The organism is Planotetraspora thailandica (assembly GCF_016863335.1).
GTDB classification, from domain to species: Bacteria; Actinomycetota; Actinomycetes; order Streptosporangiales; family Streptosporangiaceae; genus Planotetraspora; species Planotetraspora thailandica.
Window position 1 is genome coordinate 14,800 of the sequence record NZ_BOOR01000010.1, and the last position, 23,499, is coordinate 38,298.

General features: G+C 67.2%; 25 protein-coding genes and 2 tRNA genes. 6 read left to right on the plus strand and 21 right to left on the minus strand.

All coding sequences use genetic code 11. From position 1 onward, the window contains the following. Positions 1-11: 11 nt before the first annotated feature. The 6 genes from Pth03_RS09055 to Pth03_RS09080 form a co-directional block, all read right to left on the minus strand. A complete protein-coding gene (locus tag Pth03_RS09055) occupies positions 12-578 on the minus strand; it encodes a TMEM165/GDT1 family protein (RefSeq protein ID WP_203943716.1) in 567 nt (188 codons plus the stop codon). Between the two features lie 228 nt (positions 579-806). Continuing rightward, positions 807-1,856: a UDP-N-acetylmuramate dehydrogenase gene (locus Pth03_RS09060; RefSeq protein WP_203943717.1), complete on the minus strand. Its 1,050-nt coding sequence runs from the start codon at positions 1,854-1,856 to the stop codon at positions 807-809. Positions 1,857-1,874: 18 nt separating this feature from the next. After that, positions 1,875-2,303, minus strand: coding sequence for a MaoC family dehydratase (locus tag Pth03_RS09065; protein WP_203943718.1), 429 nt, complete (start codon positions 2,301-2,303; stop codon positions 1,875-1,877). Positions 2,304-2,305: 2 nt separating this feature from the next. Then, positions 2,306-2,755: a MaoC family dehydratase N-terminal domain-containing protein gene (locus tag Pth03_RS09070; protein ID WP_203943719.1), complete on the minus strand. Its 450-nt coding sequence runs from the start codon at positions 2,753-2,755 to the stop codon at positions 2,306-2,308. A gap of 416 nt (positions 2,756-3,171) precedes the next feature. After that, entirely contained in the window at positions 3,172-3,336 is a 165-nt protein-coding gene (gene rpmG / locus Pth03_RS09075; RefSeq protein ID WP_203943720.1) for a 50S ribosomal protein L33, read from the minus strand. 78 nt (positions 3,337-3,414) lie between these two features. Continuing rightward, positions 3,415-3,488 (minus strand) — tRNA-Met (locus tag Pth03_RS09080). A gap of 734 nt (positions 3,489-4,222) precedes the next feature. Between Pth03_RS09080 and Pth03_RS09085 the strand changes: the two genes are divergently transcribed. After that, a complete protein-coding gene (locus Pth03_RS09085) occupies positions 4,223-4,372 on the plus strand; it encodes a hypothetical protein (RefSeq protein ID WP_203943721.1) in 150 nt (49 codons plus the stop codon). Here Pth03_RS09085 and Pth03_RS09090 read toward each other — a convergent pair whose 3' ends face one another. Continuing rightward, positions 4,373-5,539 carry a hypothetical protein gene (locus tag Pth03_RS09090; protein ID WP_203943722.1) on the minus strand — a complete coding sequence of 389 codons (1,167 nt, stop codon included), beginning with the start codon at positions 5,537-5,539 and terminating at the stop codon, positions 4,373-4,375. Between the two features lie 901 nt (positions 5,540-6,440). On the opposite strand from Pth03_RS09090, the gene Pth03_RS09095 reads away from it, so the two are divergent. Continuing rightward, positions 6,441-6,719 carry a hypothetical protein gene (locus tag Pth03_RS09095; protein WP_203943723.1) on the plus strand — a complete coding sequence of 93 codons (279 nt, stop codon included), beginning with the start codon at positions 6,441-6,443 and terminating at the stop codon, positions 6,717-6,719. Between the two features lie 36 nt (positions 6,720-6,755). Here the strand turns inward: Pth03_RS09095 and Pth03_RS09100 are convergent. The 5 genes from Pth03_RS09100 to pnuC form a co-directional block, all read right to left on the minus strand. Further along, positions 6,756-6,828 (minus strand) — tRNA-Thr (locus Pth03_RS09100). A 102-nt stretch (positions 6,829-6,930) separates the two neighbouring features. After that, on the minus strand, positions 6,931-7,377 hold the full coding sequence (locus Pth03_RS09105; protein WP_203943724.1) for a hypothetical protein: 447 nt from the start codon (positions 7,375-7,377) through the stop codon (positions 6,931-6,933). A gap of 114 nt (positions 7,378-7,491) precedes the next feature. Further along, positions 7,492-7,701, minus strand: a complete 210-nt coding sequence (locus Pth03_RS09110) for a transposase (protein ID WP_203943725.1) — start codon at positions 7,699-7,701, stop codon at positions 7,492-7,494. Positions 7,702-7,753: 52 nt separating this feature from the next. Then, a complete protein-coding gene (locus Pth03_RS09115; protein WP_203943726.1) occupies positions 7,754-8,875 on the minus strand; it encodes an AAA family ATPase in 1,122 nt (373 codons plus the stop codon). Then, positions 8,872-9,513, minus strand: a complete 642-nt coding sequence (gene pnuC / locus Pth03_RS09120) for a nicotinamide riboside transporter PnuC (protein WP_203943727.1) — start codon at positions 9,511-9,513, stop codon at positions 8,872-8,874. Before pnuC ends, Pth03_RS09115 begins: the two co-directional genes overlap by 4 nt. 331 nt (positions 9,514-9,844) lie before the next feature. Here pnuC and Pth03_RS09125 point away from each other — a divergent pair, with 331 nt between their 5' ends. The 3 genes from Pth03_RS09125 to Pth03_RS09135 all read left to right on the plus strand — a co-directional run bounded on the left by Pth03_RS09125 (position 9,845) and on the right by Pth03_RS09135 (position 13,485). Further along, the gene (locus tag Pth03_RS09125) at positions 9,845-11,725 is read left to right on the plus strand and encodes a trypsin-like serine protease (RefSeq protein WP_275413061.1); all 1,881 of its coding nucleotides are present in this window, start codon (positions 9,845-9,847) and stop codon (positions 11,723-11,725) included. A gap of 240 nt (positions 11,726-11,965) precedes the next feature. After that, positions 11,966-12,703 carry a class I SAM-dependent methyltransferase gene (locus Pth03_RS09130; RefSeq protein WP_203943729.1) on the plus strand — a complete coding sequence of 246 codons (738 nt, stop codon included), beginning with the start codon at positions 11,966-11,968 and terminating at the stop codon, positions 12,701-12,703. Between the two features lie 110 nt (positions 12,704-12,813). After that, a complete protein-coding gene (locus Pth03_RS09135; protein WP_203943730.1) occupies positions 12,814-13,485 on the plus strand; it encodes a hypothetical protein in 672 nt (223 codons plus the stop codon). Positions 13,486-13,661: 176 nt separating this feature from the next. On the opposite strand, the gene Pth03_RS09140 is transcribed toward Pth03_RS09135, so the two are convergent. From Pth03_RS09140 to Pth03_RS09155, 4 genes are all read right to left on the minus strand, one after another. After that, positions 13,662-13,901: a hypothetical protein gene (locus Pth03_RS09140; RefSeq protein ID WP_203943731.1), complete on the minus strand. Its 240-nt coding sequence runs from the start codon at positions 13,899-13,901 to the stop codon at positions 13,662-13,664. Between the two features lie 15 nt (positions 13,902-13,916). Next, on the minus strand, positions 13,917-14,288 hold the full coding sequence (locus Pth03_RS09145) for a DUF6247 family protein (protein WP_203943732.1): 372 nt from the start codon (positions 14,286-14,288) through the stop codon (positions 13,917-13,919). Positions 14,289-14,527: 239 nt separating this feature from the next. Continuing rightward, positions 14,528-15,805, minus strand: coding sequence for a hypothetical protein (locus Pth03_RS09150; RefSeq protein WP_203943733.1), 1,278 nt, complete (start codon positions 15,803-15,805; stop codon positions 14,528-14,530). Positions 15,806-16,044: 239 nt separating this feature from the next. Then, positions 16,045-17,433, minus strand: coding sequence for an FAD-dependent oxidoreductase (locus Pth03_RS09155; protein WP_203943734.1), 1,389 nt, complete (start codon positions 17,431-17,433; stop codon positions 16,045-16,047). A gap of 74 nt (positions 17,434-17,507) precedes the next feature. On the opposite strand from Pth03_RS09155, the gene Pth03_RS09160 reads away from it, so the two are divergent. Next, positions 17,508-18,413, plus strand: a complete 906-nt coding sequence (locus tag Pth03_RS09160) for an AraC family transcriptional regulator (protein ID WP_203943735.1) — start codon at positions 17,508-17,510, stop codon at positions 18,411-18,413. Positions 18,414-18,520: 107 nt separating this feature from the next. On the opposite strand, the gene Pth03_RS09165 is transcribed toward Pth03_RS09160, so the two are convergent. The 5 genes from Pth03_RS09165 to Pth03_RS09185 form a co-directional block, all read right to left on the minus strand. Next, complete coding sequence (locus Pth03_RS09165; protein WP_203943736.1) at positions 18,521-19,774, minus strand: FG-GAP-like repeat-containing protein; 1,254 nt, start codon at positions 19,772-19,774, stop codon at positions 18,521-18,523. Positions 19,775-20,123: 349 nt separating this feature from the next. Continuing rightward, positions 20,124-21,323 (minus strand): cytochrome P450, encoded by a 1,200-nt coding sequence (locus Pth03_RS09170; RefSeq protein WP_203943737.1) that lies wholly within the window; start codon positions 21,321-21,323, stop codon positions 20,124-20,126. Between the two features lie 83 nt (positions 21,324-21,406). Continuing rightward, positions 21,407-22,168 (minus strand): ABC transporter permease, encoded by a 762-nt coding sequence (locus Pth03_RS09175; RefSeq protein WP_203943738.1) that lies wholly within the window; start codon positions 22,166-22,168, stop codon positions 21,407-21,409. A 9-nt stretch (positions 22,169-22,177) separates the two neighbouring features. Further along, on the minus strand, positions 22,178-22,993 hold the full coding sequence (locus Pth03_RS09180; protein ID WP_203943739.1) for an ABC transporter ATP-binding protein: 816 nt from the start codon (positions 22,991-22,993) through the stop codon (positions 22,178-22,180). Positions 22,994-23,016: 23 nt separating this feature from the next. Then, positions 23,017-23,409: a DUF1048 domain-containing protein gene (locus Pth03_RS09185; RefSeq protein ID WP_203943740.1), complete on the minus strand. Its 393-nt coding sequence runs from the start codon at positions 23,407-23,409 to the stop codon at positions 23,017-23,019. Positions 23,410-23,499: the final 90 nt, after the last annotated feature.

The window sequence follows — 23,499 nt, forward strand, 5'->3', positions numbered from 1 at the left end:
GCCAGCGGGGATCAGGCCAGCGCCTCCACGAGCAGGATCAGGCCGAAGACGACGAACGCGGCGGCCGCGCCATATCTGATCCACTTTTCGGGGAGGTGTTTGCCGAGCGCCCGGCCGACGAGGATGGCCAGGGCGTCCGCGGCCACCATCCCGACCGTCGAACCGAGCCACGTGCCGAACCATCCGTGCTGGGTGGCCAGCGTGATGGTGGCCAGCATGGTCTTGTCGCCCAGCTCGCTGAGGAAGAAGGCGACCGAGACCGCGACAAGCGCCGTGTGCCGGGTCCTGGCCGCCTTGCCCGACTCGTCGGCCGTCAGCTCGTCGCCACGCAACGTCCATGCGGCGAAGCCGAGGAACGCGAGCCCGGCGACCACGGAGATCGCCTTGGTCGGCAGTGCGTCCCCGATGAGGCCACCGAGGCCCACGCTCACGAGATGCACGACGGCCGTCGCGATGGTGATGCCGGTGAGCACCGGTAAGAGCTTGAACCTGGTCGCGAACGTCATGGCCATGAGCTGGCTCTTGTCGCCGAGCTCCGCCACGAAGATCACTGCCAGGGAGATCCAGAACGCCTGCACTGGTCGCCTTTCCTCATATGCGACCGGGCCTGCGCCCCTCACCCGGGGAGTTCCGGGCATGGCTTCGACCCGGCAGCATGGCTGTCGGGCCGAAAGTCTCGTCCGCCGCGTGGGCTCCACGACCGGGCCTTTCGAGCCGGGGGGCTCGGGCCAGTGTGTCGATCAGTGGATTGTGGACTACTCCCCTTCGGGTGGTTTCGTCAGAGTCTACGGCATGGCGTCAAGCCGTCAGAGGGAGATCCCCACCATGACCGGCTCGTTCACCAGGACGACGCCGAACTTCTCGGCCACGCCGTCCCTGACCTCCCGCGCGAGGGCGAGCAGGTCTCCGGTGGTCGCCTTCTCCGCCGGATTGGTCAGTGCCAGCGTGTGCTTGGTCGAGATGCGCACCGGGCCCCGCTCGTAGCCCTTGGGGAAGCCGGCGTGCTCGATCAGCCAGGCCGCGGGCACCTTGACCGTGCCGTCGGGCATGTCCCACCGCGGATGCCCGGGCGCGCGCGCCTCCAGGTCGGCCGCCTCCTCCCGGGTGAGGACCGGGTTGGTGAAGAACGATCCGGCGCTGCGCGCGTCGGGGTCGGCCGCGTCGACGACCATGCCCTTCCCCCGCCGCACCTCCAGCACGGCCTCGCGCACCCCGGCGGTGGGCACCCGGTCGCCGAGCGCCACCCCCAGCCGGTCGGCCAGTTCCCTGTACGCCACGGGGCCTGACAGCTCCGAACGCTCCAGGGAGTAGGTCACGGCGAGCACGACATTACGGTCCGGGTCACCCTTGAACGTGCTGTGCCGGTAGGAGAACCCGCACTCGGCGGCGGTGAGGTCGCGGATCTCCCCGGTCAGCCGGTCGTAGACACGCACTCCTGTGACCGTCTGTGAGACGTCCTGCCCGTAGGCCCCGACGTTCTGGATCGGCGTGGAGCCCACCAGGCCGGGCACCCCGGACAAGCACTCGACGCCCGACCAGCCTTCCGCCACGCAGCGGGCGACCAGGGCGTCCCAGTCCTCCCCCGCCTGCGCGGTGACACGGACCCGGTCGCCGTCGTGCTCCGCGTCGACGCCCTCGGTGAGCACGCGCACCACGAGGCCGTCGAACCCGTCGTCGGACACCACGAGGTTGCTGCCGCCGCCCAGGATCAGCACCGGCTCGCCCCGGCGGTCCGCGCCGGCGACGATCTCCACCAGTTCGTCCTGCGTCCGGGCCTCAGTGAAGGCGCGGGCCGGACCGCCCAACCGCAACGTCGTGTACGGCCCGAGCCGTACGTCTGCCAACCGCTCAGCCATGGGATTCCTCAGGACGGGTCAGGACAGCTGGACGACGGCCCGGGCCTTGGACAGGACCCGCGCGTCGCCGGACCTCGCGTTGAGGGCGACCACGACGCGCTTGTCCTCGAGCTTCTCCTCGATGATGCCGCTGATCGTGATCGTGGCCCCCTGGTCGTCGTCCGGGACGACGACCATCGAGGAGAAGCGCACGCCGTAGTCGACGACGGCGGCGGGGTCGCCCACCCAGTCGGTGACGAACCGGCCGCCCTCGGCCATGGTGAACATGCCGTGCGCGATCACGTCGGGCAGCCCGACGGACTTGGCGTGGCGCTCGTTCCAGTGGATGGGGTTGAAGTCGCCGGAGGCGCCCGCGTACATCACCAGGTTGACCCGGCGGACCTGGTAGGAGGCGGCCGGGATCTCCTGGCCCACCTGGACCTCGTCGTACTTGATCGTCGCAGCCATGGTTAAGCCGCCCCTCCTCGCTCGACGATGGTGTTGTAGGTCCGGCAGACCAGTTCACCGCCGGTGCTGGTGACGTCGCTGCGGATGGTCAGGAACTCGTTGCGGCCGACGCTGCGGATCTCGGTGACGGTCGAGGTGCAGACGAGCCGATCGCCGGCGTAGACGGGCCGCTGGTACTCGAAGCGCTGCTCACCGTGGACGACCATGGCGTAGTTGAGCCCGAGATCGGGATCGGACAGGGCGCCGCCTGCTCCCGTCAGGGTGAACACGATCGGGAAGGTCGGCGGGGCGACGACGTCGGGGTGCCCGGCCGCGACGGCGGCGTCCTTGTCGTGGTAGATCGGGTTGTGGTCGCCGATCGCGGCGGCGAACTCCTTGATCTTCACGCGGCTGACCTCGTAAGGGGCGGACGCCTCAAATGTCCGCCCGACGAAATCGCGGTTCAAAGCCATGAGGTCGCGCTCCTTCGCGGCTGAAGAGCTGGTTGAGCCGAAGGTAACAGAACAAAGTTCCGCTGACACCCCGGCGGGTCTCCACCCTAGCGACCTGAGGACCAGGGATGATCCGTCGGCTGGCGCCAACAAATGAAGGCCTCAGCCTGTATGGACACGACAAACCGGCGATCCCATGACAGAACCGCCGGTTGCTCGTATGAAGATGTCCTGAAGCGTGCTGAAGCTTCCCCGTAGACCTCGCTGAGCGTCTCAGCGAGTCTCACAGCGCGGCCGGCAAAGCCCCCTCGACAGCCGCGACTGGAACGACCAGCAGGTCCCGCGAACTAGCGGGTCTCGCGGTGGGGCTGGAGGCACTTGCCCAGTCCTAGGGACACAGTGGGCAGTACTTCTTCCTCACCGGCAGACCAGACGAACTAGCGGGTCTCGCGGTGGGGCTGGTGGCACTTGCAGTTGGGGCAGTACTTCTTCAGCTCAAGCCGATCCGGGTCGTTACGCCGGTTCTTCCGCGTGATGTAGTTGCGGTGCTTGCACTCCTGGCAGGCCAGCGTGATCTTAGGCCTAACGTCGGTGGCAGCCACGTGGGAGTGCCTTTCTGCGTTCGGGACTACTGGACAACCCCGGCCTGATCACCTTTGAGGGGGACCCGGCTGGGGTAGTAGCGGAGGCCGGACTTGAACCGGCGACACAGCGATTATGAGCCGCTTGCTCTGCCTGACTGAGCTACTCCGCCTGGACCGGAAAAACTGGGACCGGCCACGCAAGGATACCCGACCCGTACGGCTCTTGCGCACGCGAGAGCGAACCATGATCGGGAACGGCGAGTGAGGAACCCCACCAAGCCAAAAGCCCCATCCGAAGAACTGATCGAATAGGACTCCCGCACCGGAACCTCGAACGGAATCGACTCGCCGATCTTCTCTTCACATGCGAGTGAAGGAGCCTGCGACCTCATCCGAAGCGGGCTTCGGCACGTCAGCCATGCTACACGGTAGCTTCGCCCCGCCGCGCTCCGCAGGCTTTGAGAGCGGTCACGCGCAGAGATCGCATACTCGCCGCGCGCGCAACCCGGCGCGGGCTGTACGCCATGCCGATACCCGCGCCAGCTGTGCCCGGGTTGTCGTCGCCTGGGTTGTCCGGTGGCAAGGCAGGGCCGAGGTTTGGCGTGACAGCACGGCGGGCTACGAGGTCCCTGAGCACGGCAACGGCACGGATGCCTTCCTCCGAGACCTGCGGTTCGGGCACCAACTCGGCATCACCTGCGCGTCTCCCAGCGGATCAACGGCCGCCGACTCCTGATCGCCTACTGCAGGACGCCCGAGGACGTGGCTACCCACATTGACCTGGCTGATCTTGTTGAAGTGCGGGAGCTTCCACTGCCGGCCGAGCGATCCGGCTGAGCTCGTTCCAGGCGTCGAGCGGGTTGGTGGCCGTCTGCCACCAGGGGTCTCGCCGAAGAGCCGCCGTGTGTTCCGAGAGGGCGGCGCGGGCTTCCTCGACCTGCCCTTAGAGGCGTACTCCGAAGACGACCACGAAGGCCTACGCACCGAGCTGATCATGGTAGCCGCGGGTGTGGGGCCGGCCGAGCGCTCGGCCGGTCCCACCCGCGTGCATTGACTACTCGAGCGCCCCGCCCTTGGCGTGGTCGCCCGAGCCAGTTGTGCCCCCAATGTCGCCGTTGTTCGCCGGATTACACGCGGTCCCCGGGATGTCGGTGTCACCGGCGTAGGAAACTACCTGGAATCCGTAGTTGGCGATGATCGCGTCGGAGTCGGCCGAAGTGATCTTCGACGAGGGTCCGGCGAATACGGCCGCCAGCGCGGAGTCGTACTTCGCGTTGCCGGTCGTGATCCGTGCGGTCTCCACCACGTTGTAGACGTCACGGCCGAACGTGGCGTTGGCGTAGTAGTCCGGGTCGGGGACGAGCTTGGTGACCCCGTTCGTGGTCACTGACTTCGTTGCCGCGAGCGGGTCGCCCAACAAGTCCTTCAGCGGCGTGCCGAGGCGGGTGCCCAGAGCGTAGGCCAGGTCGACGTGTGACGTAGTCACGTGGTTGCGCTGGGCGATCCACTGCGCCGTGGAGAACGGCACGATCTCGCCGGGGCTGTCGACGATGCCGTCCGCCTTGTTCGCCTGCGGAGTCGGCTTCACGTAGTCACCGAGCGTTGTCTCGGTCAGACCGATCGCATCGAGGAAGGGGTCGCGCGTGTCCGAGCAGGTCGGCAGGAGCGGGGTCACGTCGACGCCACCGGCGGCAGTCTTGGCCTGCGCAGCGGTGTTGGCCGAGTAGATGTTCCTGAGCTGCGGGAGCGTCAGGTTGCTCAGGCCCGCGCCGTTGTACGCGTAGGTGAGCGCGTCGCGGGCCATCGGGATGAACGTCAGCGGCGCGCTCGGACCGAGATCGCCTCGCGCCTTCGGGCCGCGCCAGGAGCGGGCGAAGTCAAGCAGGCCAGTGATGGTGCCGCCAGGCGGCGCGGGGCATGTGACCGTGCCGACCCAGAGGCCCGCGTCGACCGAGCGACTGAGGGCCGTGATGCCGTTGCCGCTGTTCGGCCGCGTGAAGCTGATACCGCCCACCGTGATCGGGCTGGGACCCGTGGCGTCGAAGGACACGACGCCGTCGAGCGGGGCGAGATCTGCGGTGAGGGCGTTGAGCACGTCCTGGGTGGTGTCCGAGCCGACGCCTACGATGTTCGTCGCGCTGACGGTCGTGCCCGGCGCGGGCTCGGCCATGGCCGGCGTAGCAGTGAGCACGAGTGTGCTCGCGGCTGTCGCTGCAAGCACGGCAGCGATACCGTTACTCTTACGCACTTGTGATCCTCCCTTTCCTGGAGGGTCGAACCGGCGGGCGCGTTTCCCGCCGGGGCGTGCACTGCCACCGGGTTCCGTCCGGTGGCAGCCCGGCCGAGGATCCGCCGCCTGTTCGACGGTCCTCAACAGGTCTCTGGGGGCCGGGGATGGCGCGTCCGGTTCACGGCGCATCATCCCCGGTCCGGCGGCGCAGCCGCCCGAGCAACGGGGCCGCGGCTCTAGCCAGCAGTCCGAAGACGAGCAGATCCGGCACAGGGCGGCTCGCAGGGCACCGGGGTCATCGGGGGTTGCCGAGCGCGCCAACGGGCCGGCCGCGAAGCCCGCGCCCCTGCGGCATCCCGGCCTTCCACCCGGACCACGTCGCCTGGATGCCCATGGTTGACGAGGTTCTTGGTCTGCGAGATGGCCGTCAGCCCGCGCAGGCTTGCGTCGGGTGGTCGGGGGGAACCTTGACGATCACCGCGGAGCCGGTGAGACGATCGCCGCCCTCCGGCGCTTCCGCACTCGCTGGGCACGGTGTCATCAACCCGGCCGCCGCCAGGACAAACGTGGTCACGGCGAGCGCTGCCGCGATCGCGCGCGCGGGAGACGCGCGCTAGCCGAACCACATGCTGTGCAACTGTCACGAACACGACCTTCACCCTTCCTACGGGCTCACGGACGTTCCGACCAACAGCACCTCGCCTCGATGTAGATTCCCACAATTCAGATTGTCGCTGACTACCTGCCACATCCGCGATGGCCGACGGGAGACCCTGGATGGACGGCTTGGTGAACGGCGCATGGCAGCTGCGCTGGGGCGAGCTGATGGGCCTGCAGCCGCAGTACGTCCAGCTTGGGAAGATCCGCGTCGACTGGCAACTGGAGGACCTGGATGGCCGAGGACGGGGTGCCGGAGATCCTCCAGGCGGACCGGATGGGGCACGCCGTGCCAGGCATGCGCGGCGTCTGCACGCACATCTCGGACGGCATGATCGCGGACCTTCTGAAGGCCCTGACGGCCCGCTGGAAGGCCTCCCTGGTTGAGCGGGTGGCTTACTCGCCGCACTCGCCGGTGGCCATGCTGGACGACCTGCTGGCGCCGTACCGGCGGGGGCGCCGCAATCCGTCGCGCAGAAATCGCGCAAAAACGCAGAACGCCCCATCCGGATGATCTCCAGATGAGGCGTTTCAGGCTGTTCTAGTGGGGAGCCCCCAAACGGAATCGAACCGTTGACCTTCTCCTTACCATGGAGACGCTCTGCCGACTGAGCTATAGGGGCCTGTCGTAGGGGCTTTCGCGCCGCGGACAGGTGCAACCTTACACGGCGCGACTACCGATGCGAAATCAATCTCCGAGTCCTTTCCCGCACGCCTTGCTCCGTTCACGGAGTGGGCAGGGTGCCGGTCAGGTCGGCCTTGTCTCGCTGGTCCTGGGGCAGTTGCGCCGTGATCTCGTACTTCGTGAAGTAGCCCTTGCCCTTGACCGCGGCGACGTTGCTCAGCGTCACCGTGGCGGTGTACGGCGTGTCCATGCACTGCGGAAGGCACCAGCTGCCGGTGAGCTCACCCGATCCCGCCGCCCTGGTGGGCCCCCAGCTCTGCCAGGTCACCCCGTTGAGCGTGCTGAACTCCGAGACCGTCAGATCGCCGGGCTTCTGGTCGCTGCGGCCCTCTTCCGCGCCGTACAGGTTCAGGACGTAGACCGGGGGCTCCTTCGCCGAGCCGGGGGCGGCGCAGGCGACTCCCAGGATCAGCAGGCCCGCGACACCCGCGGCCGGCAGACGGCTCACGGGCACGCGCACCGGGACGGGCATGGTGGGCAGGCGCATAGGTTCCCCCCTCACGGGTTTGTGTTCCCCCGACGCTAGAGGGGTTACGCCTCACGCACCCGCGACTCTCGCACACCGTGACGATCGGATCACGGGAAGATCCGCCGCGGACGACTACCGGGAGGCCGTCCGCAGGTCGTCGCCCCGGCGCGGGAGCGGGATCACCTCGCAGAGGTCGGCCAGGTCGACGAGCCTCGCGACCTCCTCCACCGACACGCAGTCGGCGACGAGCACGCCTTTCCGCTTCACGCGGAGAACCTGGCGGCCCTGGTGGTCCACCGGCACGATCTCGTACCCGTCAGGTCCCACCCACCGCCTGTTCATAGCTGGACAAGCTAGCCGCTTTCCCCTCCCATTACGCGAAATGACACGCGCCTCACTCCTGTTCGGTGAGCGGCCGCCCGAACTCCCATCCACGGGCCAGCAGCGCGTCCACCTCGCGTACGGCTCTAGCCAGCCGTTCTTCGGGCAAGCCCGTGACGATCACGTGGGGAAGATCACGGTCGGCCAGTTCGCGGCGGATGCGTTCGTCCATGCGCTCGCGGATGTGCTCGCCGTCCCGCCAGCCGTCCTGCTCGAACGGCACACCTTCGACGGAGGTGTGGATCCACAGGTCGTGCCGGGCCCGTTCGTGCATCCGCGCGACCTCGGCCGATCGGGCGCCGAGATAACGCTCGTGCCACAACGACGTGGCCAGAGCGTCGGTGTCGCAGACCAGCACGGGAGAGCCCACCCGCGCCGCCGCGTCCTCCCACGACAACTGCCGCTCGGCGATCGTCGTGAACTCCTCCGAGCCCCATTCGAGGTCGTCCAGCCAGGGCTCGGGCTCGCCGTTCCGCTTGGCCGTACGGCGGGCCGCGGCGAGCTTCTCCTCGCAATAGGTCCTGCCGTACTCGGGGACCCAGCGGGTCGCCGCCCAGACTCCCCCGCGCGCGGCGAGGCTCGCGGCGAGCGACCGGGCGAGCATCGTGGTGCCGCTCGACTCGGCCCCCACGACCACGACGCGGCGGGCGAGGTAGGCCCGGACCGGCGGGCTGAGCCGGGGCCACGCCGCCGGCGGATCCGCCCGGACCATCGTTCCGCTGACCGGATGACGCTCACGCCCGGGGTCGACCGCCACGTGCGCCGCCCCGAACCTGTGGGCCAGTTCGGGTCCGTACGGCTCGGAGGAGAAGACGGCGTCGATCGCCGGAACCGTGCCGTGCGCAAGCGCCAGCGCGTGCCGGAACACCTCGACGTGCGCCTCCCAGATCAACGGGTCGTCGTAGTCGATCTCGACGTCGTCCATCACGGGCGCCACCACGACGTTCGGTTGCGGGTGCGCCTCCCGCAGCCATGCCGTACGGCGGGCCAGCGGGATGGTCTCCACGCTCGACGCGGCGACGACGACCGTGAGCAGGTCGCACCGGCCGGCCGCCGAGTCGATCAGGTGATGGTGACCGGCGTGCGGCGGATAGAACTTGCCGATGACCAGGCCGTGCCTGAAGGGGCCGCTCATGCCGCCACCGCCACCGGCCGCGCCGCCGTCGCTCTGCGCCAGGCCAGCAGGCCGGCGACGCAGAGCCCGAGGAAGATCAGGTAGAGCGCACTGGTGAGGTAGAGGCCCTTGTAGGCGTAGAGCGGGATGTAGATCACGTCGACGGTGATCCACAACCACCACGACTCCAGAAGCTTGCGGCACTGGCCGTAGGTCGCCATGAGCGACAGGGCGGTCGTGAGGGCGTCCCAGAACGGCACGACGGAGTCGGTCCAGCGGGCGAGCACGACCGTGAGCGCGGCCGTCGCCGCGGCCCCGGCGACGACGAGCCAGCACCACTCGGCCAGGCCCGTGCGGGAGACGGTCAACCTGGCGCCCCCGGCGCCGCCGTACAACCACTGCCACCAGCCGTAGAGGCCGAGGAGCACGTAGACGATCTGCAGCGACGCGTCGGCGTACAGCCCGGCGGAAAGGAAGACGAGCCCCAGCAAGACGACGTTGGCGATGCCGACCGGCCAGTTCGCGATGTGCTGGCGGACGGTCAGCCACACGGTGAGGATTCCCGTCGCGAACCCGAGGAGCTCCGCCCAACTCGTGGACACGCCCCAAAGGGTGAAAGCGGGCTCCAGTAAAGGGCCCATCAGGTCGTTCAGCGCCACCGCCGCCTCCTAATCGTCAGCATGACGATAACAGGCGATCATCAAGCACGAAATATGACAAAAGTCGACAGTTGGCGACGTCATCAATCCGGTTTCCGAGGCCCTCTGGCCAGGGCCACATCGGCGAAGGAACACCCGTCACGCACTGTGAGGTTAGCGCCGACTTAAACGGCGTTAGAGCAGTCTTAAATCCATCGAATTGGGCTCATCGGATATGTCGGAATCAGACAACTAACGAACCGATGCCCTTAATACATCACAAACAGATATCACGATCTACCTTGCCTTGGAACGTGACGCTAATATCAGGTTCGCCAGATGTGCCCCCCACATGGTCCTCCGGTGTGCGCGGCCCCCACTGGCATCAGGCTTCAGGCGCACTCGGGGAGTGCGCCTTCTCTCACAGGGGACCCATTTGAATCCTGCTCAGGGCGGCAGGAGAAGCACCGGCGCTCGCCGTGCGCTCTCCGCTGCGATCATCGCACTGGGCCTCGTAGCCACGACCGCAGGCACCACCGCCTCGGCGTCCACGACCACTGGCTCGGCATCAGTCATTGGCGACCGTACGACTCCTGAAGCTCGCTTCCAGGAGATTTCCGCAGTAGTCCAGAAGTACGGCTACACGGAGAAGACGGCCTCGCCGAATCGGCCGACACCACCGGCTACCTCGCAGAAAACATCGAAAAACTCTACGTTCACCCCCAAGCCCTCGATCGTCGGTGGCTCCACGACCGCCATCACCGCGGCACCGTACATGGTTCAGCTGTGGTACTTCCTCAGCGATACCGAGGCGCTGTTCTGCGGTGGTGCGCTGATCGCCCCCAACAAGGTGTTGACGGCCGCTCATTGCGTCTCCGGCCTGGACTGGTACAACAACGGCGTGATCGTCGGCAACACGGCCAATGTGCCAACCGACACCCTTCCTCCGAACGCCAAGCTGTCCTTCGTCAAGCGGCAGTGGTCCAACCCGTCGTACAACGAGGCGAAGACCGACAACGACGTGGCCGTTCTCACGCTGGACGGGACGTTCCCGATGGCCACGGCGAAGATCGCTGCCAGCACGGACACCGCCCTGTACAAGGCCGGCACCAACGCGACGGTCTACGGCTGGGGCAACACCACCTCCGACCCGAACGACCCGGGATCGGACGTGCTCAAGAAGGCGACCCTGCCGATCCAGGCGGACTCCACCTGCAACTCGGCCCTCACGGGCGACTTCATCGCGGGCCACATGATTTGCGCCGGCCCGGTCGCGACCGGCGACGACGCCACGACGACCACCACCTGCTCCGGTGACTCCGGCGGTCCGCTGGTGGTCGGTGGAAAGATTGTCGGCATCGTCTCCTGGGGAATAGCGCAGTTCGACGAGTCCGGCACCGTGACCAAGGAATGCGGCATCGCCGGCACGTACCCGGTCTTCACCAAGGTGTCCACCTACACCGGCGTCACCCTGGCCCGGGTCTTCGACACCGACTGGAACGGCGACAGCCGGGCCGACGTGTTCGCCCGCGCCTCCAAGGGCGGCACGGCGCGGTACTTCAAGGGCGCCACCCTCACGACGTACTCCTCGGCCGGCAGCGGCTACAGCTCGTGGAACAAGGTCCTGCAGACCGACCTCAACCGCGACGGCATCGTGGACTACGTCGTGCGGACCACCACCGGCGCGCTCTACTGGCGGCACAAGTCGGGGTCCTCGTTCGTCAACACCAAGCTCTCGTCGAGCTGGGGCGCCGTCAAGCAGATCATCACGCCCGGCGACGTGACCGGCGACGCGCTGCCCGACCTGATGTCGGTGACCTCCGCCGGCTACCTGTACGTCTACCCGGGCAAGGGCAACGGCACCTTCGGCGCCGCCAAGAAGCTCAGCACCGGCTGGCTCGCCTACTCCCAGGTCGTCGGGCACGGCGACTACAACGGCGACGGCAAGCCCGACCTGCTGGGCCGCACCTCCAAGGGCGCGCTCTACCTGCACGCCGGCAACGCGAGCGGCACGTTCACCATGAGCTCCCGCAAGCTGGTCGGCAGCTCCACCACGTTCGCGTCGGCCAAGTACATCGTCACCCCCGGTGACGTGACCGGCGACGGCAAGTCCGACCTCGTCGTCGTGAACAGCGCCGGGTCCATGTACCTCTGGAAGGGCAACGGCAACGGCACCTTCGCGTCGCCCGTCAAGACCAAGACCGGTTTCACCACGTACAACCTCTTCGGCTGACCTCAGCTGACACGGGCGCGCCCGTCGCGGGATCTCTCCCGCGGCGGGCGCGTCGTCGTTTCGCGGTCAGTGCTCGTCCTGCCGCCTGTACGGATCTCGCATCGCCAGTGCCGTGCCGTACGGCAGGCCGTCCCGGCCGGCGACCGAACGCAAGATATGAACCGGCCGAACCGCCCGGCAACCGACTTTCTACCCTTGGCCGAGGAGGCAGGCGTCGGCGATTCGCGAGAAGAGGACCGCATGGAGTTCGCATCGGGCGAGAACCAGTGGCAGGCGCGCTTGGGCAAGCTCAGGGATGCCGTACGCCAGGAACTGGTCACCCGTCAGCTGGAGCCGTACCTCCCCGACGCACCGGCGCGCGTCCTGGACGTCGGATGCGGGCAGGGCACCCAGGCCCTGCGGATGGCGGCGCGCGGGCACCGGGTCACGGCGCTGGACTCCTCGCGGGAACTGCTCGCCCGGCTGACGGCCGCTTTAACGCCCGATCTCGACGTGGAGGTGGTGCACGGCTCGGCCGAGGAGCTGCCCGCCGGCCCCTTCGACGTCGTGATGTGTCATGGCGTGCTGATGTACTTCGACGACCCGGAGCCCGTGATCCGCTCGATCGCCGATGCGACCGCACCCGGCGGCCTGGTCTCCCTCCTCGTCAGGAACGGCGACGCCTTGGCGATGCGGCCAGGCCTGTCCGGCGACTGGGAGACCGCATATCGGGCGTTCGACGACATGATCTACAGCAACCGGGTCGGCGTGACCGCACGTGCGGATCGGCTTGCCAACCTTCGGTCGACGCTGGCTCGTCATGGATTGTCGGTCCGTGAATGGTACGGCGTGCGGGTCTTCACCGATCTGGCCCCCGACGACGCGTCCGTACCTGAAGACTTCGACGCGCTTCTCGCCTGCGAGGAGCGGGCGGGCCGTACCGACCCGTACCGCGGGGTCGCCGCACTGACGCATCTGATCTCCCGCCGCGATCGGTAGCGGCGCCCCCCGGCGCTACGCTTGATCACTGCCTTCGGGTACGCCTCTATGGCCGGTTTCGCGGCTTTGGCGAACGAGGCCACGGCCTCCCAGGCCCTCACCATCACGCCTTGCTTGAAGGGATTTCCCCCACCATGGCCCTTGCCTGGCACCCCATCACTCCCGCGCTCGTCAGCGCCGTGACCACCCTGGCCGACTCGCCATGGGACCGGGACGCTCTGGACGCCGCCTGGTTGCGGTCGGGCTGGCCCGCCCCTCCCGGCGGCTCGGTCATCGGGCGTGTCATCGATGACCTGAAGGACCCCCGGCTCGCCGTCGGCGATTGGGACGTTGACGTCCGCTGGTCGGACGACGACGAGGTGACGGGCTTCGCGGTGGCCTTCGCGCTCTTCTACGAGTCCGACGATGAGGACGCCGACGACGACCCGGATCTCGACGAGTTCCCCCAGCACACGCCGTCCGACCAGTGGGAGGTCGACAAGTCCGCCGACCGTGAGCAGTTCGACGCAGTCTGGCAGGAGGCTCTTGAGACGCTGACCGAGCACCTGGGAGAACCGGAGGTCGTCGGCGAGCACGGTGACGAAGACGAGGACGACTGGCACAACGCGGTCTGGCGCGCCGGCTCCCGGCTGGTCGTCCTCGCCCAGGGCGAGGACTTCTCCTCCTACAGCCTGTACGACCAGGCGGGCCTGTACGTCCTGGACTTCCCCGCCGAATCGCGCATCCCCCGCGGCGACGGCCTGTACGAACTCCTCGTGGGCGACGGAGAAGACGAAGACTGAACGCGATCACGAACAGGGCTTTCGGGGCCGATCCGGGCCCTGTTCGTATGGAAGGGCCGCCACTCGTTCGATTCCGCCTCGTGAGCGGACGGCCAAGGGCGCTGGCCGCCAACGCTGGGCACGGCGGCTCAGTCCTGTGCCCTGACCACACGCTCGGCCGCGCCCTCTCAGCGCTGTCAGCCGTACCAAACCACGTGAATGATTTCCACCATGCGGCGGTACTCGATGATCAAGTAGCTCACCATTCCCGACCCGCCGTTCCCGAACGTCCGCGTCCGCATTGGCGCGTCAGGTCTCTCCCCTACGAAGGGTTTGCCATTCCACGGGGCGACCTGCAAGAACACGGTCACTTCATGGAAGGGGACAAGGGCCTCGGCCGGAAGTGCTGTGATCTGCTCTTCTACGACCTTGCTCATGCCGACCGTGTACATCTAAAGATCCAGCTTCACACCAAGCTCGGCGGCACGCTCGGCAAGAACGTCGCGAAGCGGCCTGCCTGACACCTGCTCTCCGCGCTCGATCTGATCTCGGACGCGCACAGCACGTGCGAGAACCTCTTCGTATTCTCCGCTCGCCTTCATCCTGGCCACGTGCCACCAGTGGGCCAGGGTGTCGTTGACAGGTGCGAGGTCCAGTTCCTCCATGGCCCTGGCCATAATCTGCCGGTAATCCTTGTCGAAGTGGTCGCGATCCTCTGGAGGCAGGCATGCGCGGATGTTACGAGGGCTCCTGTCGACCTTCAAGGATTCGATGATCTGCTCAAGCGTCCGAGCCGTGGGCAGCTCATGTGGCTCGGCGGTCATGTCGTCTTCTCCCTGTTGAGAGTGCCGCCTGCGGCACGCGAGACCCCTGTGGATCTGGCGTCTACGCTTTCGAGCTTAGCCGTCCGCCGAAAGCGGCGGCACCGGCTTCTGGCTTTCGGCCGCCATCGGACTGGAGCGCCTGAACCCCCTGGTCCCGGCAAGCTTGGGCCGGAGCGCGGGGCTCCTGTTCTCCAGGAGCGCCCGCCTGATCCGTCCGTCTGTGAGGCGTGGAGGAAACCTCAGATCTCTCCGGTGGTGCGAGCGGGCAGCCCCTCCTGCTCCGCGATCGGGCCCCACAGCTTGACGAACGCGGTCTTGGACTTGGTGGCCTTCAACGAGGCCGTGGTCCCGGCGTCGTAGAAGGGATCCCCCGCGGTCTTCCCCTTGCAGTGGAGAGCCTGACGCTTCTGCGCCCATTTCAGGTACGCCGCATCGGCCTGCTGCGACGCCGTGAGCGCATCCACGAGATGCCGCTTCAGAGCATCGCCTCCGTCGAGCGCGTCGACTTTCAGCTTCTTCGCCTGCTGGACCTGCGAGGCTCGCTGCTGGGTGACCCGCTGGAGCGTCGCGACGGCCTGGCCGGGCTTCGAGCAGTGCAGCATCTGGCTGAGCCCCTGCTGGAGCTTGCCCCGACTGGGCTTGCTCGCATCGAGGACCTTGTCGATCGCCGCGGCCTGCTCTTGTGTAGCGGCGTCCTCCGGCGCGGAGGAGGCCGTGGAGCCGGCTGAGGTGGTGCCGACAGCATCGTTTCCCGGCCCACCGTAGGCCAGGAAGGCGGCGACGCCGACGACCACGACAGCGGCGCCGATCCCCACCAGTTTCCACGGGACCTTGAGACCCGTACCGGACCGCCCGGCCTGCGCCGGGGCCGGATTGAACTGTCCCGGATCGTACGGTGCCTGGTTGTAGAACGCCGGATCGTACGGTGCCTGATCGTAGGCGGCCTGATCATAGGCGGGCTGGTCGTGCGGGACCTGATCGTAGGTGGCCGGGGCCATCGGCGCCTGACCCATCGGGGGTGGACCCATGGGAGGCGGGCCCATCGGCGGCGCCCCCATGGGAGCCGAGCCTGCCGGAGGCCCGCCGAAGGCCATGGTCTCGGCACCGCCCGGAGGCGGGCCCATCGGAGGCGGGCCCATCGGCGCCCGACCCATCGGCGGCGCCCCCATGGGAGCCGAGCCTGCCGGAGCCCCGCCGAAGGCCATCGTCTCGGCACCGCCCGGAGGCGGGCCCATCGGAGGCGGGCTCATCGGCGCCTGACCCATGGGAGGCAGCCCCACGGGAGCCGGGTTGGCGGAAGCCGGGCCGACCAGAGGCGCATCGAACGCCATGGTGTCGCCACCACCCGGGATGGCCACCTCGTCGCGCACCCACCATGGCCAGTTCGCTGGAGGCGCCGGCCAGCTCGGGTCCGGCCCAGACCAGGTCGGAGCCGGGATCCAGTCTTTGGGCGGAGCAGGCCAGCCGGGCGGGGGGTTGAACCGCCACTCGCCACCGGGCCGCGGAGGGATGTTCAAAGCCGCTCACCTAACGGGGACCAATGCTGATCGTTGGAAGTTTAGCCGCATTTACCCCGTCTAGGTCGATTGCCCCCGGCGGCATCGTGGCTGCGCTCGGCTTCCCGCGACACATGATCGGAAAGCAGAAAGAGGCCTGGCAGGGCTCTGAACTGGGAAAATCTCTGGCGCCAGGTCCAGGGTTCGAGCCTGGGGAGCTTGCGCGACGGCTTCGCCGTAACCACGGAAATAGTCGGTCCTCAGCGCACGATGGTGCCGAGCACCTCGTTGAACGCCTCCGTGGAGCTGGGGTGGGTGTAAACGGCGCCGCGCAGCTCGGCCGCCTTGATGCCGTGCCGCATGGCGAGCGCGACCGTGTTGATCAGCTCCTGCGCGTCGATGCTCAGCAGCGCCGCCCCGAGGATCTCGTCCGTCTCGGCGTCGATCACGAATTTCATGACCCCGCGGGTCTCCTCGACGACGTACGCGCGAGGCATGGCCACGATGTCGGCCACCAGCTCGCTGGCGATCTTCACGTTGCGGCCCTCCTCGCGGGCCCGCCTCTCTGTGATGCCCACGGTCGCCAGCGGCGGGGTCATGAAGAGTGTGTTGGGGATCGCCACCCGATCCGCCGTCGAGCGGCGACCCTCCCCGACGAGCTGATCCATGACGATGCGGCTGTCGTCGAGGGAGACGTAGGTGAACTGCGGCCCGCCGTTGACGTCGCCGAGGGCGAAGATGTGCGGCCGGCTCGTCCGCAGGTACTCGTCTACCTCAATCGCGCCGCGATCGGTCGTGCGGACACCTGCGGCCTCGAGCCCGAGATCACGGATCGCCGGCGCGCGCCCGATTGCGGCGAGCACGGCGTCGGCCTCGATGGCCTGCCACCTCCCGTCCTTTTCGTAGACGACGATCGTCACGCTCTCGCCATCGCTCACCTCGGTGACGCGCACGCCCGTGACGATCTCGATTCCCTCACCCACGAGGATGCCCTCAGCCACGGCGGCGACGTCGTCGTCCAGCCGGCCGAGGATCTCGGGAGCCGATTCGAGCACGGTGACCTGCGAGCCGAAGCGGCGATATATCGAGGCGAACTCAATGCCGAGGTAACCGCCGCCGATGATCGCGAGCCGCTTCGGCAACTCCGTCGTCTGGATGAGGTCGGCACTGGTCACGACCCGCTTGCTGGCGCGCATGCCGGGGATGTCGGGGACGATTGGCTCGGAGCCGGTATTGATCAGAATGGTCTCGGCGGTGACGGTGAGCCTGTCCTCACCCGCCCCGACGGCCACGGTGTGCGGGTCGACGAACACGGCCCGGCCGGTGACGACCCTGACGGTGTCGGCGCCGTTCAGCGCGTCGTAGTTGCCACCCCGGAACCGCGTGGTGAGCGCCTGGACGCTGCCGACGGCCCGCTCGTACCACTCCTGCGGAGAATCGTCCGTACGGCGCTTGCCGGAGTGGTGCACGAGCGCCTTCGTCGGCACACATCCCACATTGGGGCAGGTGCCACCGTACATGCGGTCCGACTGCTCCACGAGCACGACGTTCCTGCCACGGCGGCCCATCTCGGCGGCCACGGTCTTGCCGCCCTTACCGAAGCCGATGACCAGGACATCGGCGTGGAGAACGTTGTTGAGGGTGGTCATGACCTCAGTCTTGAACACCTACAATTGAGCGCATAAGACGGATTCGTCTCACTTTTCTTCGCGAGCGTCTCATCATGGACTGGATCAGTGAGATCGTCCGCCTGGCGAGACTGCAGGCGTTCCTGGACAAGCGTTGCCTTCTCTCCGGCGCGACGACGATGGACGTGCCGGCGTACGGCACGGGCAACGCGGCCTTCCACCTGCTACTCGAGGGCGCGTGCACGATCGAGGTCGCCGATCTGCGCATCGAGCTGACGGCGGGCGACGTCGTGCTGCTACCGGGCGGACAGGCCCACCGCGTCCGGACGGCCGGTGTGGGCGGCCAAGGTGTCGTCGAGGAGCCGGGTGACACCTTCCAGATCATGCGCAGCCAGTCGGGGGAGGTCATCATGGACCTGCTCTGCGGCCATTACACGTTCGGCTCCGGCGCTGGGGCCATGCTGTTCCGGAGCCTGCCCGACCCGCTGCAGGTGTCATTCGCGCAGGCCGATGAGATCGTGTGGATGCTGAGCACGCTCATGCGGCAGGAGGCGCGCCACGACGGGCTCGGCACTGGTGCGGTCCTGTCGTCCCTGTGCAACGCGTTGCTCGCCATGGTGCTGCGGGCATCGCCGAGCCGGTTCGTCGGGGCGCCCGCGTGGACCGCCGCCGACGATCCGCGGCTCCGGCCGGTCATCGAGGCGGTGCTGCAAGATCCAGATGACGACTGGACGGTCGCGCGTCTGGCCGAGGTGGCCGCCATGTCGCGGGCCACGCTCGCCCGCAACTTCTTGCGGTCCACGGGGCTGACGGTGGGCGAGTGCGTCACGCAGATCCGGATGATGATCGCGGCCGAGCACCTCATCGAGACCGACCTCACCGTCGCCGCGGTGGCGGCCGCGGTGGGGTACGACTCGGAATCCGCGTTCAACCGGGCTTTCCGCCAGGCCACGGGTTCCACCCCGGCCCGTTTCCGCCGCACCCACCAGGGCTCCTCCTGACGGGCGCGCTGCGGCCCGGCTCGGTCAGGACTGCCGCTGAAGGCAACGGCCCCGTCCTCAGGTTCAGGACGGGGCCGTTGCCGCTGCCGAGCGCGACTCGATCGGGCTTACAGGAAGAGTTCCCGAGGATCGAGGTCGTAGGTCGCCTGCCAGCCCGGCTTACGTACGATTCCACCCTTGCCCGTGCCCGAGAAGAGATTGAACGAGCCGAGGCTCACACTGGCGTACGCCTGGAAGTAATCGTTCTTGGCGTCGCCGTCCACGTCCCCGACCGAGAAGAGCTCCCAGGCTTGGGATATTCCGCGGGAGAGCAGGGTGCGCTTGCCGAAGCGGCCCTTGCCGGCGCCGTGGTAGAGCCACATGTTGCCCGAGCGGTCACGGGCGACGATGTCGTCCTTGCCGTCGCCGGTGAACTCTCCAGGGCCGAAGAGCGCGGTGATCGTGTTCCAGCCGTGAGCCGTCGCGATTCGCCTGCCGAAGCCGCCCTTGCCGTTGCCCGGATAGACCCACAGAGTCCCCGTGCGGTCACGGCCCATGAGGTCGTTCTTCTTGTCGCCGGTCACGTCGCCGACTGCGGCGATCAAGGACATGGTGTTCCAGCCGTGGGCAAGCAGCTTCCGGGCGCCCAGGTGGTTCCTGCCGTTGCCGGGGAAGAGGTACAGGTCGCCCTTGGCGTTACGGGCGATGATGTCCTCGCGTCCGTCGCCGGTGTAGTCCCCGTGCCGGACGATCACGTTCATGCTGTTCCAGCCCGCGCCGAGGTCCACCGGCTTCGTGTCGTCGCCGGGGAGAACCCACAGGTGCCCCTGCAGAGAGCGCATCAGTATCTGGCTCTGGCCGTTGCCGAGGAAGGAGCCGAACGGCTTCGGCGTTCCTTCCGGGCTGTCGTACTGCCGATACCACTCGTGGTACTGCTTACGGGTGAGGCATTCGTGCCAGGTAGGGGCAAGGACCACCGAGCCGTAGTGGTGCCGCCACTTGGACTGCGAGAGCACCGCGTCGATCCCATCGGACTCGTACGCGGGGTTGGCCGGGTTGATGATCGAGGGAGCGGCGACCTTGATGGACGACGAGGTGTAGTTTTTGTCAGGCCACAGGCAGGAGTAGTTCCTGGTCCGATTGATCCAGCCGACCGCATTTCGGCCGGCCGCCCCGAAGTCGGACTGAGAAGTTCGGTATTTCCACATGGTGCCCGTGCCGTTGTAGCCGCTGAACAGGCAGAAGTAGCCCCATGGGCATCGAGCCCAGCCATTGCTGGACGCCGAGGCCGAGGCTGTCACCGTTCCACTTATGATCGCCGCCAGGGCCACACCGGCCGCCACGAGCCGTGCCAGCCGCCGGCGTTTGAAAGACTGCCGCAAGAGGGGCTCCTTTATTTCCGCTTTACGCTGCGGAGCAACATACTCTTGGGGCCCTGGATTCGCGATCATTAATGTGAACGCTCCAAGAAGACCGCCCGTACGGTGACGGAAATCGGCCGGACGATCCACGAGACGTGGAGAAGGCCTCATGCGTGGAGATGAAGGAGGGGGCCCGCTGGTGCCGCAGCGAACCCCCCATTTCCTTTGATACCTCTGCCTGCGTAAACATCAGCGACATCAAAGAGCCCCGCGAAGCGGTGGCAGTACAGACAACGACCTGGGTTGTTTCTGTCTAGGACTCGTTGTGGTGAGTGCGCCGTAGGCGACGTCACCCGTCACCGGCCGGCGGTCACACGTCCCAGGTGACCGGGAGGCTCTTGACCCCGTAGATGTCCGCGGTCTCCGGGCGCAAGTCGACCTCTTCGGCCGGTACGGCCAGGCGCAGCGTGGGGAAGCGGTTGAGCAGCGCGGGGAAGGCGACCCGCATCTCGACGCGGGCCAGCTGCTGACCCAGGCACTGGTGGATGCCGTGACCGAAGGCCAGGTGCCCGGTGGCCTGGCGCTGGATGTCGAGGGCGTGGGGATCGGCGAAGCGCTCGGGGTCACGGTTGGCGGTGTTGTACGACAGGATGACCGCCGAACCGGCCTTGATGGTCTGGCCGCCCACCTCGACGTCCTCCAGTGCCGTCCTCGTGAACGTCTTGGCGACGCTCAGATACCGCAGCAGCTCCTCGACGGCCTTGTCGGTGAGCGCGGGGTCGGCGCGCAGCGCGGCCAGCTGCGCCGGGTTGCGCAGCAGAGCGAAGGTGCCCAGCCCCAGCATGTTCGCGGTGGTGTCGAACCCGGCCGACAGCAGGATCAGGCTCATCCCCTGCAGTTCCTCATCGGTCAGATCGCTGTCCATGAGGTCGCTGAGCACGTCGTCGGCGGGGTTCGCACGCTTGGCGGCCACCAGCTCCGCGAGGTACTGCTGGGTCGCGGTGTAGGCCGCAATCAGGTCCTCGTCGCTTGTCTCCCCGCCGAGGAACGCGTCGATCTGCTCCTGGAAGCGCGCCCTGTCCTCGTACGGCACCCCCAGCAGCTCACAGATCACGATGACGGGGATGGGCTTGGCGAACGCGGTCACCAGGTCCGTCGGCGGCCCGGCCTTTTCCATGGCGTCCAGGTGGTCGGCGGTGATCTGCTCGACGCGCTCGGTGAGCTGCCGCATCCGCCGTACGGTGAACTTGCCCACCAGCGGTTTGCGGTACCGGCTGTGCTGGGGCTCATCCATCAGCAGGAACTCACCGGGCGGCGCCGGGGGGAACTCAATGCCGCTGAGGTCCATCAGCGGGTGGTGGCGCATGAGCTCCTTGCGCGAGCTGAACCGCGGATCGGCCAGGACCGACCTGACCAGGTCGTAGCCGGTGATCAGCCAGCCCTCGTGTCCGTCGGGGAAGGGGAAGCGGCTGATGGGGCTGTGCCGGCGGGCCTCGATCAGCTCTGCCGGTGGGTCAAAGGGGCAGCCGGACTGACGTGCCGTCGGCAGCGTCGTGACGGTGTGTTCCATGGTCATTCCTCTTATCGGCCTGGGTTCTACTCGCGATGGTTCGTGTTTTCTCCGCCACGCTGATCTAGATCAAGAGCACGGCCCTAGGAGATCTTGCGGCGGTAGGTGTTCATGGCGAAGAAGTAGGCGACGATGAGGATGCCGACACACCAGGCGAGGGCGATCCAGATGTCGGTGCCGACCGGCTGCTGTGTGAACAGGTCGCGGATGGCGTTGACGATCGAGGTCACCGGCTGGTGCTCTGCGAAGGCGCGTACAGGACCGGGCATGGTGCCGGTGGGCACGAATGCCGAGCTGATGAACGGCAGGAAGATGAGCGGGTAGGAGAATGCGCTCGCGCCGTCCGCGGACTTCGCGGTCAGACCGGGGATGACGGCGATCCACGTCAACGCCAGGGTGAACAGGATCAGCATGCCGGCGACCGCGAGCCACGCCAGCACCCCCGCCCCCGAGCGAAAGCCCATGAGCAGGGCCACGAGCACGACGACCACCAGCGAGATCGAATTGGCGACCAGCGAGGTCAGCACGTGCGCCCACAGCACGGACGACCGCGCGGTCGGCATGGACTGGAAGCGCTCGAAGATGCCGCTCTTCATATCCAGGAAGAGCCGGAATGCGGTGTAGGCGATGCCCGAGGCAACCGTGATGAGCAGAATGCCAGGCAGCAGGTAATTCACATACGAAACCGACCCCGTGTTGATCGCGCCGCCGAACACGTAGACGAATAACAGCAGCATGGCGATCGGCATGATCGTGGTCGTGACGACCGTGTCCACGCTGCGGGTGATGTGGCGCAGGGACCGTCCCAGCAGGACGGCGGTGTCGCCGAAGAAATGCTTGGTCATCGTTGTTCCTTACTCTGTCGGTGCCGACGTTGCGGTCATTGCGGTGTCGCCGTTCTTGCCGTCGGCACCCACGAGCGCGAGGAAGACGTCCTCGAGGGTCGGCTGCTTTTCGACGTATTCGACCTTGGCGGGCGGGAGCAGTTGCTTGAGCTCGGCGAGGGTGCCGTTCACGATGATCCGGCCCTCGTGGAGGATCGCGATCCGGTCGGCGAGTTGTTCGGCCTCGTCCAGATACTGCGTCGTGAGCAGCACCGTCGTACCCCGGTCGGCGAGTTCCTTGACGGCCTGCCACACCTCGATGCGCGCCTGGGGGTCGAGCCCGGTCGTCGGCTCGTCGAGGAAGATGACCGGCGGATTGCCGATCAGGCTCATCGCGATGTCGAGGCGGCGGCGCATACCACCCGAATACGTCGACACCTTCCGCGCGCCTGCGTCTGTCAGCGAGAAACGCTCGAGCAGATCATCCGCGATCTTGCCCGGATCCTTGAGGTGTCGCAGTCGGGCGACCAGCACGAGGTTCTCCCGCCCGCTGAGGATTTCGTCAACCGCCGCGAACTGCCCGGTGAGGCTGATGGACTCTCGCACGTCCGCCGGTTGCGTGGCGACGTCGAAGCCGTTGACGCCGGCCGTACCCGCGTCGGCCTTGAGCAGCGTGGAGAGGATCTTCACCACCGTGGTCTTGCCCGCCCCGTTCGAGCCGAGCAGGGCGAAGATGCTGCCCCGCGCCACGTCGAAGTCCACGCCGCGCAGCACCTGCAGTTCCTTGTACGACTTCTCCAGGCCCTGCACGTGGATCGCAGGCCCTTGGGCCTCGTTGGCTGTCATCCGAATATCCGTTCTCTGTTTCGTCACGACTTGTCGCCCGCGACCCGATCGATGGTGTTGGTCAGCCGTTCCCGCTCCCGGCTAATCCACTGACTCTCCGGGTAGTTCCGAAGAAATGCCTCGGCGAACTCCACGGGCTTTTCCCCGACGACTTCGCGGATCGGGGTTCCGTTCGCCGCGTTCTGTTCGAAGAGATCGGCGAGATCCTCCAGCATCGCCAGCAGGCTGTCCGCCTTCCCCGGCCCGAAGAACTGCATGTACCGCTGCAGCGCATCGATCGTCGTTTGATAGTTCGCGGGAAGTTGTTCCGTACGCGCCTTGTACTGCCGGTAGCGCCTCTTGTCTTCGATCGGCCCTGTGACCATTTCCAGGTACTGCTGGTAGCGCTTTTTCTGATCGTTCGATCCTGTGGCCATGTCTAATTGCCTCTTTCGCGGAGCTGTTCGAAACGGACCGATGGTGGAATGCGGTCCTGTTGGTGCCGGGGGTATCCGGATTGCTCAGGT

What these genes read in the sequence shown, in the direction of transcription:
- Pth03_RS09065 (WP_203943718.1), bottom strand. Translation starts at nt 2,303, where the DNA reads ATGGCTGCGACGATCAAGTACGACGAGGTCCAGGTGGGCCAGGAGATC.
- Pth03_RS09155 (WP_203943734.1), bottom strand. Translation starts at nt 17,433, where the DNA reads ATGACCACCCTCAACAACGTTCTCCACGCCGATGTCCTGGTCATCGGC.
- Pth03_RS09170 (WP_203943737.1), bottom strand. Translation starts at nt 21,323, where the DNA reads ATGGAACACACCGTCACGACGCTGCCGACGGCACGTCAGTCCGGCTGC.
- Pth03_RS09160 (WP_203943735.1), top strand. Translation starts at nt 17,508, where the DNA reads ATGGACTGGATCAGTGAGATCGTCCGCCTGGCGAGACTGCAGGCGTTC.
- Pth03_RS09145 (WP_203943732.1), bottom strand. Translation starts at nt 14,288, where the DNA reads ATGACCGCCGAGCCACATGAGCTGCCCACGGCTCGGACGCTTGAGCAG.
- Pth03_RS09140 (WP_203943731.1), bottom strand. Translation starts at nt 13,901, where the DNA reads ATGAGCAAGGTCGTAGAAGAGCAGATCACAGCACTTCCGGCCGAGGCC.
- Pth03_RS09175 (WP_203943738.1), bottom strand. Translation starts at nt 22,168, where the DNA reads ATGACCAAGCATTTCTTCGGCGACACCGCCGTCCTGCTGGGACGGTCC.
- Pth03_RS09125 (WP_275413061.1), top strand. Translation starts at nt 9,845, where the DNA reads ATGGTCCTCCGGTGTGCGCGGCCCCCACTGGCATCAGGCTTCAGGCGC.
- Pth03_RS09070 (WP_203943719.1), bottom strand. Translation starts at nt 2,755, where the DNA reads ATGGCTTTGAACCGCGATTTCGTCGGGCGGACATTTGAGGCGTCCGCC.
- Pth03_RS09105 (WP_203943724.1), bottom strand. Translation starts at nt 7,377, where the DNA reads ATGCGCCTGCCCACCATGCCCGTCCCGGTGCGCGTGCCCGTGAGCCGT.
- Pth03_RS09180 (WP_203943739.1), bottom strand. Translation starts at nt 22,993, where the DNA reads ATGACAGCCAACGAGGCCCAAGGGCCTGCGATCCACGTGCAGGGCCTG.
- Pth03_RS09060 (WP_203943717.1), bottom strand. Translation starts at nt 1,856, where the DNA reads ATGGCTGAGCGGTTGGCAGACGTACGGCTCGGGCCGTACACGACGTTG.
- Pth03_RS09095 (WP_203943723.1), top strand. Translation starts at nt 6,441, where the DNA reads ATGGCCGAGGACGGGGTGCCGGAGATCCTCCAGGCGGACCGGATGGGG.
- Pth03_RS09115 (WP_203943726.1), bottom strand. Translation starts at nt 8,875, where the DNA reads ATGAGCGGCCCCTTCAGGCACGGCCTGGTCATCGGCAAGTTCTATCCG.
- Pth03_RS09130 (WP_203943729.1), top strand. Translation starts at nt 11,966, where the DNA reads ATGGAGTTCGCATCGGGCGAGAACCAGTGGCAGGCGCGCTTGGGCAAG.
- Pth03_RS09185 (WP_203943740.1), bottom strand. Translation starts at nt 23,409, where the DNA reads ATGGCCACAGGATCGAACGATCAGAAAAAGCGCTACCAGCAGTACCTG.
- Pth03_RS09110 (WP_203943725.1), bottom strand. Translation starts at nt 7,701, where the DNA reads ATGAACAGGCGGTGGGTGGGACCTGACGGGTACGAGATCGTGCCGGTG.